This window comes from Candidatus Pelagibacter sp., from assembly GCF_052049675.1.
GTDB lineage: Bacteria > Pseudomonadota > Alphaproteobacteria > Pelagibacterales > Pelagibacteraceae > Pelagibacter.
Genome location: NZ_JBNGZM010000001.1, coordinates 1,057,076 through 1,072,038 on the forward strand (window position 1 = coordinate 1,057,076; position 14,963 = coordinate 1,072,038).

Below are 14,963 nucleotides of genomic sequence, written 5' to 3' on the forward strand. Positions count from 1 at the left end.
AGATTATATCTTCAAATTTATGTCTCTGTAAAACTTAAAATTGTTATGAAAAATTCTTTTAAGCTGGTTTATTCATTGAGTTAAAAAACTCAGCATTATTTTTTGTATCTTTTAATTTTGAGTTTATAAACTCAATTGCATCCATTGTTCCCATTGGAGCAATTATTCTTCTAAGCACGTTCATTTTTTGTAAATCATTTTTGTCAAATAATAATTCTTCCCTTCTTGTGCCTGATTTTGTTATATCAATCGCCGGGTATATTCTTTTATCTGCGATTTTTCTATCTAGTATTGTTTCGCTATTACCTGTTCCTTTAAATTCTTCAAAAATAACTTCATCCATTCTACTTCCTGTATCAATTAAAGCTGTAGAGATAATTGTTAATGAACCACCTTCCTCAATGTTTCTTGCTGCACCGAAAAATCTTTTAGGTCTTTGGAGTGCATTTGCATCAACACCCCCTGTTAAAACTTTACCAGAACTAGGTATTACTGCGTTATAAGCTCTTCCTAAACGTGTTATAGAATCTAACAAAATAATAACATCCTTTTTATGCTCGGTAAGTCTTTTTGCTTTTTCAATAACCATTTCAGCTACTGCTACGTGCCTTTGAGCTGGTTCATCAAAAGTGGAGCTAATTACTTCACCTTTTACAGTTCTTTGCATATCAGTTACCTCTTCTGGACGCTCATCAATCAACAACACCATAAGATAACATTCTGGATAATTTTTTGCTATTGAGTTTGCAATACTTTGCAAAATCATTGTCTTACCGGCTTTAGGTGGAGAAATGATTATAGATCTTTGTCCCTTTCCGATTGGACTAACCAGATCAATAAGTCTTGGGGTTAAATCTTGTTTTTTTTCAACTTTTGTGGTTTCAACTTCCATGACCAACTGCTTGTCTGGGTACAAGGGGGTTAAGTTATCAAATGCAATTTTGTGTCTTGCTTTTTCTGGTTCTTCAAAATTTATCTTACTAACTTGTAATAACGCAAAATATCTTTCTCCTTCTTTAGGTGCTCTCACTGGACCTTCAACAGTATCTCCGGTTCGCAATCCAAATTTTCTTATTTGACTTGGACTCACATATATATCATCAGGTCCTGGAAGATAATTTGACTCCATTGCTCTCAGGAACCCAAAGCCGTCTTGTAATAACTGCAAAACACCTACACCAGTAATTTCCTCTTTTTCAGCAACTTTTTTAAGGATTGCAAAAAGTATTTCTTGTTTTCTTAATGTGCTGGCATTTTCTATACCAAGCTCTTCTGCTTGCGTAATAAGCTGTTCAGATGATTTTAGTTTTAGTTCTTGAATATTCATGATTAATTTTTTGATAAGGACTTATCAGATAAATCTAATATATATACTGCTGTCGTTATTTCAACCCTAGATTGGCTTAAAAATAGATAAAAATACAACAATAATTAAGATTACAGTGGGTATTTCATTAATAATCCTAAAGAATTTTGAAGATCTTGTGTTTGAAGAATTTTTTAGAGCAACAAGACATTTTCCTAAATAATCATTATATGCTGTTAACAATATCACCAAAACAATCTTTATTTGAAACCATAATTGATAAAAAATGTCTATTCCATTGAGATAAATTAATACTAACCCAAAAATCCAAGTAATAATCATTGCAGGTCGCATAATGTAAAAAAATAATTTTTTTTCCATCACCTCGAATATATCGGTTGCTTCTTTTTTTTCTTTATTTTCAACATGGTAAACAAAAATTCTAGGAAGATATAAAAGACCAGCCATCCAAGAAACAACAGCAATTAAATGTAAAGATTTAAATAATAAATACAAATTCATGTATCAGATATTTTTTTCTATTAAGGAATTTAGTAAAGTTATATGATCACTATTATCATTTAAACATGGGACCATATCAAAATTTTCTCCACCTGAATTTAAAAAACTTTCTTTAGCTTGAATTTGTATTTCCTCTAAAGTCTCCACACAATCAGAAGCAAACCCTGGACAGATTGTAAGGACATTTTTAACACCTTCTTTAGGCAAATTTTCTAAAGTTTTGTCAGTATATGGTTTAAGCCATTCTTGTGGACCAAATCTAGACTGAAATGTAGTTTTAATTTTAATTGAACTAAATTTTTCTGAAATCAATCTAGTCGTTTTATGACAATAACAATGATAGGGATCGCCTTTATCAAAATATTTTTTTGGTATCCCGTGGTATGAGGCTAAAATTAAGTCTGGTTTCCAATTAATTTCTTTTATTTTCTTATCAATCGAATTAACGAGAGCATCAATGTAAAGTGGGTCAGATTCATAATGAGGAATTATTTTTAAGGAAGGTTGCCACCTAATTTTCATTAAAGTTCTATACACTTCATCACAAACTGTTGCCGTTGTAGCTGATGCATATTGTGGGTAAAGAGGAAGTATCACTAGGTTTTCACAGCCCATTTTATGCAATTTATGAATTTTACTCCTAATGCTGGGATTTCCATATCTCATGGCAAAATCTATAATAACGTTTTCTTTTGACAGTGAGTTTGAAATTTTTTCAGTTTGCCTTTTTGTATAATAAAGAAGTGGTGACATATTTTCATCTTTCATCCAGATTTCTTTATATGCTTTAGCAGTTTTAGAAGGTCTAAAATTTAAAATGAATAAATTTAAAATTATTTGCCAAACTAACGGATTAACCTCGATAACTCTTCTGTCAGAAAGAAATTCTTTTAAATATTTTCTTATGTCAAACCAATTAGTAGAATCAGGTGTGCCTAAATTAATTATAAGTACACCAGTGTTACCATGTTTTATTGATGGGTGATTTTTTTCTATCATTTAAAATCTTTTACAATTTTAATTAAGTTTTCAACCATTTCTGGATTTGTTTCGGGCATAATACCATGACCAAGATTAAATATATATGGATGGTCTTGAAAAATTTCCAAGTATTTAGAAACCTCTTTTTTTAATGTTTCCTTGTCTGTTAATAAAATTTTAGGATCTAAACCACCTTGTATAGGTATTTTTATATCTCTGAGTATATTTTTAGGATCAACATTATAATCGATATTGACAGCATCAGGTTTAACAATGTTGCAGAATTCTTTATAATTTTTTATTTCCCTAGGAAAACATATTACTGGTACATTTAATGATTTTACATAATTTACCAGATTTAAAGTTGGGGCATAAACATAGTTTGGTAAATCTTTTTCCTCCAATAAACCAGCCCAGCTATCGAAAATTTGAATTACATTTGCACCATTATCAATTTGATTTTTTATGTGTACCTTTAGAAATTTTTCAATAATTAATAAAATTCTATTTATTAAAAATTTGTCTTGAAAAAAATTTTTTTTTAAATTTTTTTTGGGGGATTGTTGGTTGATCATATAGACTAATAATGTCCAAGGAGCGCCAACAAAACCAATAGTATTTTTATTTTTTAAACTAATATTAGAACTAACTTTTTTTATTGCTTTATAAACACGATGTATTTTTTCAACAAAGTCAATTTCATCAATCTTAGTAATTTCTTTTAAATTTAATTCTCCTAATTTTGGTCCAAAATTTTTTTCGAATTCTACTTTTTGACCCAATCCATAAGGAAGCATTAAAATATCAGAAAATATTATTGCAGCATCTAGATCAAATCTTTTTAAAGGTTGTAATGTTATTTCTGAAGACAAATCCTCATTTAAACACAAATTAATAAAATTAGGATTTTCTTTCCTTATTTCTCTAAACTCTGGTAAATATCTACCTGCTTGTCTCATTATCCATATGGGATTGAAAGAAGTATCTTTGTTAATTATTATTTTGTTTAAAGGTTTCATAAATAAGTATTATTTGTAATTGTAGTTGTAATATATCCTGTGAATAAAGGTGATTATTTTTTACAAACATTATATTCACAGTTTACCAACAATTTATGTGACCAAAATTGTTTAAAATGAAGCTTTTTTATCATATTAATTTTTGTGGATTGTTTTACCCTATTTATTATTAATGTTAATAAATAGCTGTTTTTACAAGGTTAATTTTAAAAATTTTAAATTATGTAATTTAGATAAAATAATACAAATTTGTTAACAATTTATTCATGAGTAATACATATCAAATATACTTAATTTCAGATTCAACTGGTGAAACTTTAGACAGAATATTTTTAGCTCTTAAGGCTCAATTTTTAAATATAGAATATAAAGTTCATTCTTATTCTTTTACAAGAACTGAAAATCAAATTTTAAAAATTTTAGAGGATGCAGAAAAAAATTCGAATGCAATAATTTTATATACAATTGTTGATAACAACTTGGCTAAATATTTAGCAAATGTGAGTGGTAAAAAAAAGATTCCATGTTTTGGTGTTCTTGGAAATTTGATTCTAAATTTTTCAAAAATTCTCAATCAAAAAGCAACTCACGAACCAAGCGGTCAACACATATTAAATGAAGAATATTATGACAGAATAGAAGCTATTCAATTTACAATGAATCATGATGATGGAAACTTAATAAATGAAGTGCATAAATCTGATATAATTCTTCTAGGTGTAAGCAGAACAAGTAAAACGCCTACATCTATATATTTGGCTAATAAAGGATTTAAAACATCAAACATCCCTTTGGTAAATGAAAATTCATTACCCGAAACTCTTAAAAAGAATCCTAAAATGGCTTGTGTGGTAGGACTAAGCACCGAGCCAGAAAGATTGGCTGATTTAAGAAAAAATAGAATGAATTCTTTAAGAGAAGCAGAAAATATTCAATATATAGATTTAGAAAATATTAAAAAAGAAGTGTTAGATGCTAAAAAAACGTTTCAAAAGTATAAATGGCCTCTTATTGATGTAACGAGAAAATCTGTAGAGGAAACAGCTGCCTCTATAATTAAAATCCATGAAATATATTTAAATAATGCCAGATAAAATTATTCTTGCTTCAAAAAGTAAAGTTAGAAAAGAAATTTTAGATAAAAATAATATTGAAAGTTTTGTTGTGCCCTCAAATGTTGATGAAGATATTGTTAAAACTAGTTTATTAAAAGAAAAGGCAAGCCCAGAGATTATATCAAAAAATTTAGCAGAATTGAAAGCAAACAAGGTCAGTTTAAAAAAAACAAATGAAATAGTTTTGGGGGCTGATAGTGTAATAGATCTAAACGGTGAGCTAATATCAAAGCCAGAGACTAGAGAAGAAGCAATGACAATACTAAAGAAACTTAATGGCAAATCACATTATTTAATTAGTTCAGTTTGTCTATCAAAAAATGGATCAATGATTTGGAATTATACTGATAAAGCTATGTTAACTATGAAAAATCTTTCTAACAAGGAATTAACAAATTATTTATCTAAAATACCAGATGAAACCCTTTATGCCTATAATGTTTATCAAATAGAGGGTGAGGGAAGAAATTTGTTTGCAAGTATTACAGGTGATGAAGATACAATTATGGGGCTTCCTGTTAAAAAAATAAAAGAATACATGGGATCACTATAATGAAAAAATATTTGGTTATTGGAAATCCTATTAGTCATTCGTTGTCACCAAGGCTTCATAATCATTGGATAAAACAAAATAATATTGATGCCATTTATGATAAGATAAAATTAGAGGAAGACGGAATTAAAGAAATTATCCAAAATATAAAGAGCCAAAAAATTGCTGGTTGTAACGTTACTGTTCCGTTTAAAAAAAAAGTAATTCCCTTTCTAGATATATTAAGTCCTCAAGCAGAAAAAACCCAGTCAGTAAATACAATTGTTTTTGAAAAAGGCAATTTGGTTGGACACAATACTGATATTTTTGGTTTTGATAAAGCAATTAAAGCTTTAAATTTTCATATGACGCAAAAAAAAATTTTAATTTTAGGTGCTGGCGGTGTGGTTCCATCATTGGTTTTTGCATTAGAAGAAATGGGTGTTTCAGAAATTACTATTAGTAATAGAACCAAACAAAAAGCAGAAAATTTAAAAATATTATTTGAAAACTTGAATGTCATAGAATGGGGAAATTTGACAAACTTTGATGTAGTTATAAATGCCACAAGTCTAGGTTTAAATAATGAAAAAATAAAGTTAGATTTCTCAAAATATGGAAAAAAAAAATTATTTTATGATGTAATTTATAATCCGATTGAAACAAATTTTTTAAAAGAAGGAAAAGAACTTGGAAACATCACTGAAAATGGTGAAAAAATGTTTATTTATCAAGCATCAGAGGCTTTTAAATTGTGGCACGATGTAGAACCATTGGTTAATTTTGAAACCTTAGAACTATTAAAAAATGATTAGAATTGCAATATTAGGAAATATTGGTTCGGGTAAAAGTTATGTTGCAAATAATTTAGGCTATCCTGTTTTTGATGCAGATCATGAGGTCTCAAAGCTTTATAAGAATAATAAAAAAATTTTTTTAAAGTTAAAAAAAATATTACCAAATAATATAAAATCTTTTCCTATTGAAAAAAAGGAAATTACCGAAGCTATATTGCAAAACAAAAATAATTTAAAAAAGATAATTAAAATAGTTCATGCTGAAATAAAAAAAAAAATGAATTTTTTTTTGTTTAAAAATAAAAACAAAAAATTTATAGTATTAGATGTTCCTCTTTTATTAGAAAATAAACTCAACAAAAAAGGAGATGTTTTAATATTTGTAGACTCAAAAAAATCAGATATTCTAAAAAAACTAAAAAAAAGGAAAAATTTTAATAAAAAATTATTTAATTTGTTCATGAAAATTCAATATTCATCAAAATATAAAATGAAAAAATCTGATTTTATAATAAAAAATGATTTTACCAAAAAAACAATTAATATTAATATTAAAGATATTCTTCAAAAAATAAGATAATGAAAGAAATAGTTTTAGACACAGAAACTACGGGGATATCCTTAGAAGATGGTCATAGAATAGTTGAAATAGGATGTATCGAGCTTGAAAATTTAATTCCAACCAAAAAAAAATTTCATTATTACTTGAATCCAGAACGAAAAGTTTCTGAACAAGCTTTAAAAGTTCACGGTTATACTGATAGTTTTTTATCAAAACAGAAAAAGTTTATTGATATTAGTGAAGAGTTTTTAGAATTTATCAATGGCAAAAGACTTATAATCCACAATGCTGAGTTTGATCTGTCCCATTTAAACAATGAACTTAAAAGGATTGGAAAAGAAATGATAAAAAATGAAATTAAAGATACATTGTTTATTGCAAGAAATAAATTTCCAGGATCTCAAAATAGTTTAGATGCCCTTTGTAAAAGATATAGAATAGACAATTCTAGAAGAGTTACACATACTGCGTTAGTGGATTGTGACTTGCTTGCTAAAGTCTATATCAATTTAATAGATCAAAAAGAACCAACATTAAATTTTAAAAATATTGAACAAGAAGACTTAAAAATTAAATCAGCTAATTCAGACTATTTTAAAAAAATAGTTAAGCCCACACCAGAAGAGTTAAAAAGTCATAAAGATTATGTTAAGAAAAATTTAAAAAACAATTATTTTAATTAAATTTTTGATTATATAAATTTTCAAAATCAACTTTTTTATCAAACTTTACATTTTTATATCCAGAGTTATGCAAAAGGTTTAAAAAAGATTTTTCTAAATCAGGATAAATTTGGTTTTGAACATCACACAAAATAATTTTCTCCAAGTCTTTTTTATTTTTGATTTCTTCATTAAGCTGAATAATTGTCGAATAAGTCATTTCAAAATGTGATTTTTTTTTATTTGTTTCTTTATCTTCAAATTTGAACTTTGTATTTATTTCTATCATTCGGTTTTTTAATGGTGTAGAAGTGATGTCAATACTAAGCTGGTACCTAGAAATGTTATCTCTGACAAATAGATATGTCTCAACATCACGTGTTTCACTTGACAAATCTTTAATATATTGGCCTAAAACTTTATATTTTTCTGTCATTGTCATCTTCTATATCTTCAAATTCACCCTCAATAAAATTATTTTTTTCTTTTTTGTCTTTTTTAAATTTTTTAGAAAATAAATTAAAAATAAAAGCACGACTTATTGGAAATATAAGTAAAAAACCAACTACATCAGTTATAAAGCCTGGAATAATCAATAGTAAAGCCGCAAAGGCTATTGCTGCGCCTGAAATCATTTCATAAGTAGGGGGCGTATTTTTGCTTAACTGAATAAAGCCTGATTTAAGTGTGTTTAAACCTTCGTATTTTGCATAGTAAACTCCCACGACTGCTGTTGTACAAATTAATAAAATTGTAGATAAAGCACCAATGTGGGATCCAATCTTAATTAGAAGATAAATTTCAATTACAGGAACTAAAATAATGGCAAATAATATTGAGTTCATTTGTCCTTAATCTAAATTGCTAGTTGAAATTAATCAATATAGTAATTACTATCACATTATGAATTACAGTTTCGAATACATCGATATTATATTGCTTGCTATGATAGCGGGATTTATCTTTTTAAGACTCAGGGGTATACTGGGTAAAAGAAGTGGGTTTGAAGGTAAAGCACCTGGACAGTTTCAAGAAGTTTTAAAAAAAGTAGAAAAGTTACAGACAAAAAAAAATAATGATATTTTTGATACAAACGCACAAAAAGAATTTTTAAAAGGAGCAAAAATTGCTTATGAAACAATAATAACTGACTTTAGTGATAATGATAACAAAATCATTTCAAGTAAGCCGCTATTAAATGATGAAATTTTGAGTCAATTTAATAAAGCTCTTAAAGACAGGATTGATAGGGGGCATTATGCAGAAATCACATTTATAGGTGTGAATTCAGCAAAAATAAAAGAGCATAAAAAAATTGGAAATATATTAAATGTAACAGTAGATTTTATAGCAGAAATAATTACTTGTATAAAAGATAAAGAGAAGAAAATAATTTCAGGTGACCCAGAAAAAATCAAAAAAATATATGATACATGGGTGTTTTCAAGAGATACAACTTCTGGAAATCCAAATTGGAAATTAATAAATATTTTAACTTAATTGAATTATAAAATCTCAGATAAAGATATAAGAGATTGGAACACTTTTATAAAAAGTGAAGACAAGATTCCAAATAAGGATCTTGAAAAAAAAAAAATTAATACTCTAGAAACAAAATCCATTGATTTACATGGTTTCTCACTTGAAGAAGCCAATGAATTTGTTGAAACTTTTATTAATAAAAGTTTTAAAGATGGTGTTAGAAAACTTATAATTGTAACTGGAAAAGGTTTGCATTCAAAAAATGAGGCAGATCCGTTTGTCTCAAAAGATTTAAGTATTTTAAAATATTCTGTTCCTGAATTTATTAAAAATAACGAAACATTAATGAAAAAAATTATTGAAATTAAAGAAGCAGAAGCAAAAGATGGTGGAAGCGGTTCTTTTTATGTATATTTAAAAAAAATAAAATAAATCAGCTTTTTTAGGAAAAATGTTTATTTGGCTAGCTTCATATCCCAAGAGTGGAAATACTCTATTGAGATCTATGTTAGCAGCTTATTTTTTTTCTACAGATGGTGTTTATAACTTTGATTTAATAAAAAATATTAAGCAATTTCCAAATATTACTTTATTTGAAAGACTTGGTATCGATATTAAAAATGAAAAAGAAGTTGTTAAAAATTATATTAAAGTTCAAGAAAGCTTTAATAATAAAAATTCAGTTCAGTTTTTAAAAACTCATAGTTATCTGTTTAACATAGACAACCATGCATTTACTGATCTTAATAATTCTTTAGGATCAATTTATATAGCAAGAGATCCAAGAAATGTAGTTACCTCTTATGCTAATCACACAAATATTGGAGTTGATGAGGCTGCTGATGATTTAATCAATTTAACTCAAATGGGAGGAGATCTAGGAAAAACAAAAGGTTCAGAAAGGACAAAAGTATTTACAGGTAATTGGGGTGGTAATTTTAACAGTTGGAAATCGTTTAAATTCCAGGATAGGTATTTGCTAATTAAGTATGAAGATTTAATTTCTGAAAAAGAAAAAACTTTTATTAAAGTTCTAAAATTTATTCATAAATTAAAAAAAGCTGATTTTAAAATTGATGATAAAAAATTAAAAAATGTAATTTTGACTACAGATTTTTCAAGAATGAAAAAACTCGAGCAGGAAGAAGGATTTTTTGAGAGTAAAATAGACAAAATAACTGGAAAAAAAATTCCCTTTTTTAATTTGGGAGAAAAAAACGATTGGAACAAAATACTTAATAAAGAGATTAAAAAAAAGATTGAGACCGCTTTTCAAAAAGAAATGAAAGAATTAGGATATATTTAGAAATTTAAAGAATAAATTTAGATAAATCTGTATCTTTTACCAATGTATCCAAATTTTTATTTATATATTCTTTATTAATAATAATTTTTTCACCAGCTCGATCAGTTGCAGTGAAACTTATTTCATCTAATATCTTTTCAATTATTGTGTGAAGTCTTCTTGCACCAATATTTTCAACTGTTGCATTGACTTCTGAGGCAATATTAGCGATAGCATCAATCCCATCATCTGAAAATTCAAGATCAACGTTTTCCGTTTTTAAAAGAGCCACATATTGTTTAATTAAACTAAAATCAGGTTCTCTTAAAATCCTTTTAAAATCATCACTAGTTAGTGCTTCTAACTCAACTCTTATTGGCAGCCTTCCTTGTAATTCTGGAAGTAAATCAGATGGTTTTGCAAGTTGAAAAGCTCCAGATGCAATAAATAATATATGATCAGTTTTTATAGGACCGTGTTTTGTATTAACTGTTGTTCCTTCGATCAAAGGCAACAAATCTCTTTGAACACCTTCTCTTGAAACATCTCCACCAACCCTATCTGTTCTTGCAGAAATTTTATCTATTTCATCTAAAAAGACTATTCCATTATTCTCTGTTGAAGCTTTTGCAGCTTTTATAATTTTATCTTGTTCAATTAATTTATCAGATTCATCATTAATTAAAATTTCATGAGACTCTTTAACAGTCATTTTTTTCTTTTTTTCTTTGTTACCCATAGATTTACCAAGCATATCACCAATATTGATCATTCCAACATTGGCTCCAGGCATCCCGGGAATTTCAAAAGAAGCACCACCTGAACCAGTATCACTCACAGCTATTTCAATTTCATTGTCATCCAAATCACCATTTCTAAGTCTTTTTCTAAAACTTTCTCTTGTGGCTAAACTTGCTTTTTTACCAACCAAAGCATCTAATACTTTTTCCTCAGCAGCTTTTTGAGCTTGTGCAAAAACTTCTTTTCTTTTTTTTACTTTTTCCATTGAGATAGCAATTTCAATTAAATCTCTAACAATTTGCTCCACATCTCTTCCAACATATCCAACTTCTGTAAATCTTGTTGCTTCAACTTTTACAAAAGGAGCTTCAGCCAATTTTGAAAGTCTTCTTGAGATTTCAGTTTTTCCAACTCCAGTTGGTCCGATCATTAAAATATTTTTTGGTAAAACTTCATTTTTCATTTCACCTTTTAGAGCTTGTCTTCTCCATCTATTTCTTAATGCAACAGCTACAGCTTTTTTTGCTTTATTTTGCCCGACAACAAAACGATCTAATTCTGAAACTATTTCCCTTGGAGAAAGAGAACTTACTAAAGAAGCTTTTTCTTTCTGGGTTTTTTCTTTTGGATGCAAAGGAGTTACGTTAGAATTGTCCATTATATTTTTTCAATTTTTACATTATCATTTGTGAAAACACATATATCAGCAGCAACTTTAATTGCTTTTTTTGCAACTTCTTCAGCTGACATATCGCCCTCCATTAAAACTTTTCCAGCAGCTAATGCATAATTTCCTCCAGAGCCTATTCCAATAACATCTCCTTCAGGCTCTAGTACGTCGCCAGTTCCAGAAATAATATAGCTATTGTTTTTATCTCCAACTGCCATAAGTGCTTCTAATCTTCTTAAATATTTGTCTGTTCGCCAATCTTTTGCTAACTCAACAGCGGCTCTTGATAAGTTGCCCGCATGTTTCTCTAATTTTCCTTCTAATCTTTCAAATAAGGTTAATGCATCTGCAGTTGATCCTGCAAATCCAGCGACCACATCTCTCTTTTCAATTTTTCGCACTTTTGAAGCAGTACTTTTTACAACAGTATTTCCCATGCTTACTTGTCCATCACCAGCAACTACCACTTCATTTTTTTTTCTAACTAGTACAATTGTTGTCATATCTAATAAATGGTAACTATTTTTGATACTTCAAGTGTTCAGACTGATATTGATATAGTGAGATTATGTATGTATACCATTAAAAATATATGGCAAGAAAAGGAAAAGTATCTCGAAAGACAAAAGAAACCAGCATTAATGTTGAAGTAAATATTGATGGCAAAGGTAAATACCAAATTGACACTGGTATTGGTTTTTTAGATCATATGCTTGAGCAGTTATCAAAGCATTCTTTAATAGATTTAAAAGTTAAAGCAAAAGGGGATACTCATATAGATCTTCACCACACAACTGAAGATACAGGTATTGCAATTGGCGAAGCTTTAAAGAAAGCTGCTAAAAAATTTGTAGGAATAAAAAGATATGCTCATAGAGTTATTCCAATGGACGAAACATTAACAAGAGTAGCTATTGATGTTTCAAACAGACCTTATTTGATTTGGAAAGTAAAATTGAAGGTTGAGAAACTTGGTGAAATGGATACTGAATTATTTAAAGAATGGTTTCAAGCTTTCTCTCAATCTGCAGGTATTACAATGCACGTAGAAAATATTTATGGTGACAATAGCCACCACATAATTGAGTCTTGTTATAAAGGTTTAGCAAGATCATTAAGAGATGCTTTAGAGATGGATCCAAGAAACAAAAAAAGTATTCCATCCACTAAAGGCTCATTATAAGTTTAATGAACGTCACAATTGTTGATTATAATTCGGGTAATATAAGCTCAGTGATAAACTCTTTTAAAGAGGTTGCTAAAGATAAGGTAAATATTGAGGTAACATCAGATTTAAACAAGATAAAATCATCAGATAAAGTAGTTTTGCCAGGACAGGGTTCGTTCAAAAGTTGTGTTGATGCACTTACTAATATTAATGGTTTGGTTGATACATTAAATGACTTTGCAATAAATAATAAAAAACCTCTTCTTGGAATTTGTGTTGGATTACAAATGTTTGCAGACGTTGGTTTTGAAGAAACTGAAACCAAGGGCCTTGGATGGATATCCGGCAAGGTGTCAAAAATAGATAATCAGAATGGAAAATACAAACTTCCTCATATTGGATGGAACCAAATTAATATTGTTAAGGATAGTAAAATTTTTAAAGGTATAGAAAATAATTCTCACATGTATTTTGTTCATAGTTATGAATTTATACCAGAAAATAAAAATTTAATTTCAGCAACAACCGAGTATTCATCAAATATTGTTTGTTCAGTTGAAAAGGAAAATATTTTTGGAACACAGTTCCACCCAGAGAAAAGTGATAAAACTGGACTTAAAATAATTGATAATTTTATGAGTATTTAATGAAAATATTTCCTGCGATAGATATCAAAGATAAAAAGTGTGTGAGGTTAGTTAAAGGAGACTTTGACAACAAAACTGAATATGAAATATCGCCAGTTGAACAAGCTGGTAAATATAAGGAACATGGTTTTAAAAACTTACACGTAGTTGATTTAGATGGCGCGTTAACAGGAGAAACAGTTAATTTGGAAATTATTAAACAAATAATAACTAAATTTGATCTCAAAATTGAAATTGGTGGTGGTATTAGAAACTTTGAAAGTATTCAGAAATATACTGATGCTGGTGTTGAAAAAGTTATTTTAGGAAGCGCTGCCATAAAAGATAAAAATTTTTTAAAGCAAGCTTGTGAAAAATTTCCAAATAAAATTGCTTTAGGTTTAGATGTAAAAGATGGATATTTATCTGTGTCTGGTTGGAAAGAAAATTCTAATCGACTAACACTAGATTACTTAAAAGAAGTAAATGATTATGGTGCAAGCAGATTAATTTACACTGATATCAATAGAGATGGGATGAAGCAAAGTCCCAATTTCGATGAGACAGCAAAGGTTGCAGATATTTCTAATTGCCCGGTAATTATATCTGGTGGAGTTTCTTCAATTGATGACATTAAAAAGGCCAAAGAATTAAATAATAATAACATTGAAGGTATCATAGTTGGAAAAGCTATCTATGATGGTGATATTAAATTAGACGAACTAGTGAAAGAACTAGATGCTTAAAAACAGAATTATACCATGTTTAGACGTTAAAAATGGACGTGTTGTAAAAGGAATTAACTTTGTTGATCTACAGGATGCAGGTGATCCTGTCGAACAAGCTAAAATTTATTCAGACGGTGGAGCAGATGAAATTTGTTTTTTAGATATAACTGCATCAAATGAAAATAGAGATACAATTTACGATGTTGTAGAGAAAACGTCGAAGAAATGTTTTGTTCCTCTGACAGTTGGAGGTGGTATTAGAAGTGTTGAGGACATCAATAGACTACTGAACTGTGGTGCAGACAAAGTATCAATCAATACTGCTGCAGTTCAAAATCCAGGAGTAGTAGTAGAAAGTTGTATAAAATTTGGCTCGCAATGTATTGTGGTGGCAATAGATGCTAAAAAAAATGGGGACAAATGGGAAATATTTACTCATGGTGGAAGAAACAATGCTGGAATTGATGCTATAGAATTTGCAAAAAAAATTGAAGATAGTGGAGCAGGTGAGCTCTTAGTTACATCTATGGATAGAGATGGTACGCAAGTTGGTTATGATATTGATTTAATGTCAAAGATCTCTTCAAAGGTAAATATCCCAGTTATTGCTTCTGGTGGAGTTGGAAATCTAGATCATTTAGTAGATGGAATTAAATTAGGAAATGCAAGCGCAGTTCTAGCAGCATCAATATTTCACTACGGTAAACATTCCATAAAAGAAGCTAAGGAATATTTGGACTCAAAAGGAATTCCTGTTAGAATTTAAT

Annotated in this window: 20 protein-coding genes; 12 read left to right on the plus strand and 8 right to left on the minus strand. The window is 28.5% G+C overall.

Translation table 11 applies throughout. The annotated features are described in order from the left end of the window. Positions 1-58 precede the first annotated feature (58 nt). The 4 genes from rho to hemE all read right to left on the minus strand — a co-directional run bounded on the left by rho (position 59) and on the right by hemE (position 3,828). Positions 59-1,327 carry a transcription termination factor Rho gene (gene rho / locus ACTT9L_RS05720; protein ID WP_440643944.1) on the minus strand — a complete coding sequence of 423 codons (1,269 nt, stop codon included), beginning with the start codon at positions 1,325-1,327 and terminating at the stop codon, positions 59-61. Between the two features lie 66 nt (positions 1,328-1,393). Then, positions 1,394-1,828, minus strand: coding sequence for a protoporphyrinogen oxidase HemJ (hemJ, locus tag ACTT9L_RS05725; RefSeq protein ID WP_440928355.1), 435 nt, complete (start codon positions 1,826-1,828; stop codon positions 1,394-1,396). A 3-nt stretch (positions 1,829-1,831) separates the two neighbouring features. Next, positions 1,832-2,827 carry a ferrochelatase gene (gene hemH, locus ACTT9L_RS05730; RefSeq protein WP_440928356.1) on the minus strand — a complete coding sequence of 332 codons (996 nt, stop codon included), beginning with the start codon at positions 2,825-2,827 and terminating at the stop codon, positions 1,832-1,834. Then, positions 2,824-3,828, minus strand: coding sequence for a uroporphyrinogen decarboxylase (gene hemE / locus ACTT9L_RS05735; protein WP_440928357.1), 1,005 nt, complete (start codon positions 3,826-3,828; stop codon positions 2,824-2,826). Before hemE ends, hemH begins: the two co-directional genes overlap by 4 nt. A gap of 266 nt (positions 3,829-4,094) precedes the next feature. Between hemE and ACTT9L_RS05740 the strand changes: the two genes are divergently transcribed. The 5 genes from ACTT9L_RS05740 to dnaQ are packed head-to-tail and all read left to right on the plus strand — an operon-like array spanning position 4,095 to position 7,517. Beyond that, positions 4,095-4,922: a pyruvate, water dikinase regulatory protein gene (locus tag ACTT9L_RS05740; protein ID WP_440928358.1), complete on the plus strand. Its 828-nt coding sequence runs from the start codon at positions 4,095-4,097 to the stop codon at positions 4,920-4,922. Next, a complete protein-coding gene (locus ACTT9L_RS05745) occupies positions 4,912-5,496 on the plus strand; it encodes a Maf family protein (protein WP_440928359.1) in 585 nt (194 codons plus the stop codon). Before ACTT9L_RS05740 ends, ACTT9L_RS05745 begins: the two co-directional genes overlap by 11 nt. Beyond that, positions 5,496-6,290 (plus strand): shikimate dehydrogenase, encoded by a 795-nt coding sequence (gene aroE / locus ACTT9L_RS05750; RefSeq protein WP_440928360.1) that lies wholly within the window; start codon positions 5,496-5,498, stop codon positions 6,288-6,290. The genes ACTT9L_RS05745 and aroE overlap by 1 nt, the downstream gene beginning before the upstream one ends. After that, positions 6,283-6,852: a dephospho-CoA kinase gene (gene coaE, locus ACTT9L_RS05755; RefSeq protein ID WP_440928361.1), complete on the plus strand. Its 570-nt coding sequence runs from the start codon at positions 6,283-6,285 to the stop codon at positions 6,850-6,852. The genes aroE and coaE overlap by 8 nt, the downstream gene beginning before the upstream one ends. After that, a complete protein-coding gene (gene dnaQ, locus ACTT9L_RS05760; RefSeq protein ID WP_440928362.1) occupies positions 6,852-7,517 on the plus strand; it encodes a DNA polymerase III subunit epsilon in 666 nt (221 codons plus the stop codon). The genes coaE and dnaQ overlap by 1 nt, the downstream gene beginning before the upstream one ends. Here dnaQ and ACTT9L_RS05765 read toward each other — a convergent pair. After that, the gene (locus tag ACTT9L_RS05765) at positions 7,510-7,932 is read right to left on the minus strand and encodes a protein-export chaperone SecB (protein WP_440928363.1); all 423 of its coding nucleotides are present in this window, start codon (positions 7,930-7,932) and stop codon (positions 7,510-7,512) included. The genes dnaQ and ACTT9L_RS05765 overlap by 8 nt on opposite strands. Then, the gene (locus tag ACTT9L_RS05770; protein WP_440928364.1) at positions 7,916-8,341 is read right to left on the minus strand and encodes an FxsA family protein; all 426 of its coding nucleotides are present in this window, start codon (positions 8,339-8,341) and stop codon (positions 7,916-7,918) included. The genes ACTT9L_RS05765 and ACTT9L_RS05770 overlap by 17 nt, the downstream gene beginning before the upstream one ends. A 58-nt stretch (positions 8,342-8,399) precedes the next feature. Here ACTT9L_RS05770 and ACTT9L_RS05775 point away from each other — a divergent pair, with 58 nt between their 5' ends. Genes ACTT9L_RS05775 through ACTT9L_RS05785 form a run of 3 tightly spaced genes read left to right on the plus strand, consistent with a single transcriptional unit; the run spans position 8,400 to position 10,284 of the window. Continuing rightward, positions 8,400-8,996: a Tim44/TimA family putative adaptor protein gene (locus ACTT9L_RS05775; protein ID WP_440928365.1), complete on the plus strand. Its 597-nt coding sequence runs from the start codon at positions 8,400-8,402 to the stop codon at positions 8,994-8,996. Then, positions 8,997-9,410, plus strand: coding sequence for a Smr/MutS family protein (locus tag ACTT9L_RS05780; RefSeq protein WP_440928366.1), 414 nt, complete (start codon positions 8,997-8,999; stop codon positions 9,408-9,410). 19 nt (positions 9,411-9,429) lie between these two features. Continuing rightward, on the plus strand, positions 9,430-10,284 hold the full coding sequence (locus tag ACTT9L_RS05785) for a sulfotransferase domain-containing protein (protein ID WP_440928367.1): 855 nt from the start codon (positions 9,430-9,432) through the stop codon (positions 10,282-10,284). Between the two features lie 4 nt (positions 10,285-10,288). On the opposite strand, the gene hslU is transcribed toward ACTT9L_RS05785, so the two are convergent. Together hslU and hslV are read right to left on the minus strand one after the other, a co-directional pair. Continuing rightward, the gene (hslU, locus tag ACTT9L_RS05790) at positions 10,289-11,662 is read right to left on the minus strand and encodes an ATP-dependent protease ATPase subunit HslU (protein WP_440928368.1); all 1,374 of its coding nucleotides are present in this window, start codon (positions 11,660-11,662) and stop codon (positions 10,289-10,291) included. Next, positions 11,662-12,177, minus strand: coding sequence for an ATP-dependent protease subunit HslV (gene hslV / locus ACTT9L_RS05795; protein ID WP_440928369.1), 516 nt, complete (start codon positions 12,175-12,177; stop codon positions 11,662-11,664). Before hslV ends, hslU begins: the two co-directional genes overlap by 1 nt. Before the next feature lie 89 nt (positions 12,178-12,266). Here hslV and hisB point away from each other — a divergent pair, with 89 nt between their 5' ends. Genes hisB through hisF form a run of 4 tightly spaced genes read left to right on the plus strand, consistent with a single transcriptional unit; the run spans position 12,267 to position 14,962 of the window. Further along, positions 12,267-12,857: an imidazoleglycerol-phosphate dehydratase HisB gene (gene hisB, locus ACTT9L_RS05800; RefSeq protein ID WP_440928370.1), complete on the plus strand. Its 591-nt coding sequence runs from the start codon at positions 12,267-12,269 to the stop codon at positions 12,855-12,857. A gap of 5 nt (positions 12,858-12,862) precedes the next feature. Continuing rightward, positions 12,863-13,489 (plus strand): imidazole glycerol phosphate synthase subunit HisH, encoded by a 627-nt coding sequence (hisH, locus tag ACTT9L_RS05805; RefSeq protein ID WP_440928371.1) that lies wholly within the window; start codon positions 12,863-12,865, stop codon positions 13,487-13,489. Next, positions 13,489-14,214, plus strand: coding sequence for a 1-(5-phosphoribosyl)-5-[(5-phosphoribosylamino)methylideneamino]imidazole-4-carboxamide isomerase (gene hisA, locus ACTT9L_RS05810; RefSeq protein WP_440928372.1), 726 nt, complete (start codon positions 13,489-13,491; stop codon positions 14,212-14,214). Before hisH ends, hisA begins: the two co-directional genes overlap by 1 nt. Next, positions 14,207-14,962: an imidazole glycerol phosphate synthase subunit HisF gene (hisF, locus tag ACTT9L_RS05815; RefSeq protein WP_440928373.1), complete on the plus strand. Its 756-nt coding sequence runs from the start codon at positions 14,207-14,209 to the stop codon at positions 14,960-14,962. Before hisA ends, hisF begins: the two co-directional genes overlap by 8 nt. The last annotated feature ends 1 nt before the right edge of the window (position 14,963 follow it).

What these genes read in the sequence shown, in the direction of transcription:
- ACTT9L_RS05775 (WP_440928365.1), top strand. Translation starts at nt 8,400, where the DNA reads ATGAATTACAGTTTCGAATACATCGATATTATATTGCTTGCTATGATA.
- aroE (WP_440928360.1), top strand. Translation starts at nt 5,496, where the DNA reads ATGAAAAAATATTTGGTTATTGGAAATCCTATTAGTCATTCGTTGTCA.
- hemE (WP_440928357.1), bottom strand. Translation starts at nt 3,828, where the DNA reads ATGAAACCTTTAAACAAAATAATAATTAACAAAGATACTTCTTTCAAT.
- hslU (WP_440928368.1), bottom strand. Translation starts at nt 11,662, where the DNA reads ATGGACAATTCTAACGTAACTCCTTTGCATCCAAAAGAAAAAACCCAG.
- coaE (WP_440928361.1), top strand. Translation starts at nt 6,283, where the DNA reads ATGATTAGAATTGCAATATTAGGAAATATTGGTTCGGGTAAAAGTTAT.
- hemJ (WP_440928355.1), bottom strand. Translation starts at nt 1,828, where the DNA reads ATGAATTTGTATTTATTATTTAAATCTTTACATTTAATTGCTGTTGTT.
- hisF (WP_440928373.1), top strand. Translation starts at nt 14,207, where the DNA reads ATGCTTAAAAACAGAATTATACCATGTTTAGACGTTAAAAATGGACGT.
- ACTT9L_RS05745 (WP_440928359.1), top strand. Translation starts at nt 4,912, where the DNA reads ATGCCAGATAAAATTATTCTTGCTTCAAAAAGTAAAGTTAGAAAAGAA.
- dnaQ (WP_440928362.1), top strand. Translation starts at nt 6,852, where the DNA reads ATGAAAGAAATAGTTTTAGACACAGAAACTACGGGGATATCCTTAGAA.
- ACTT9L_RS05770 (WP_440928364.1), bottom strand. Translation starts at nt 8,341, where the DNA reads ATGAACTCAATATTATTTGCCATTATTTTAGTTCCTGTAATTGAAATT.
- ACTT9L_RS05740 (WP_440928358.1), top strand. Translation starts at nt 4,095, where the DNA reads ATGAGTAATACATATCAAATATACTTAATTTCAGATTCAACTGGTGAA.
- hisA (WP_440928372.1), top strand. Translation starts at nt 13,489, where the DNA reads ATGAAAATATTTCCTGCGATAGATATCAAAGATAAAAAGTGTGTGAGG.
- hslV (WP_440928369.1), bottom strand. Translation starts at nt 12,177, where the DNA reads ATGACAACAATTGTACTAGTTAGAAAAAAAAATGAAGTGGTAGTTGCT.
- hisB (WP_440928370.1), top strand. Translation starts at nt 12,267, where the DNA reads ATGGCAAGAAAAGGAAAAGTATCTCGAAAGACAAAAGAAACCAGCATT.
- ACTT9L_RS05765 (WP_440928363.1), bottom strand. Translation starts at nt 7,932, where the DNA reads ATGACAGAAAAATATAAAGTTTTAGGCCAATATATTAAAGATTTGTCA.
- ACTT9L_RS05785 (WP_440928367.1), top strand. Translation starts at nt 9,430, where the DNA reads ATGTTTATTTGGCTAGCTTCATATCCCAAGAGTGGAAATACTCTATTG.
- hemH (WP_440928356.1), bottom strand. Translation starts at nt 2,827, where the DNA reads ATGATAGAAAAAAATCACCCATCAATAAAACATGGTAACACTGGTGTA.
- hisH (WP_440928371.1), top strand. Translation starts at nt 12,863, where the DNA reads ATGAACGTCACAATTGTTGATTATAATTCGGGTAATATAAGCTCAGTG.
- rho (WP_440643944.1), bottom strand. Translation starts at nt 1,327, where the DNA reads ATGAATATTCAAGAACTAAAACTAAAATCATCTGAACAGCTTATTACG.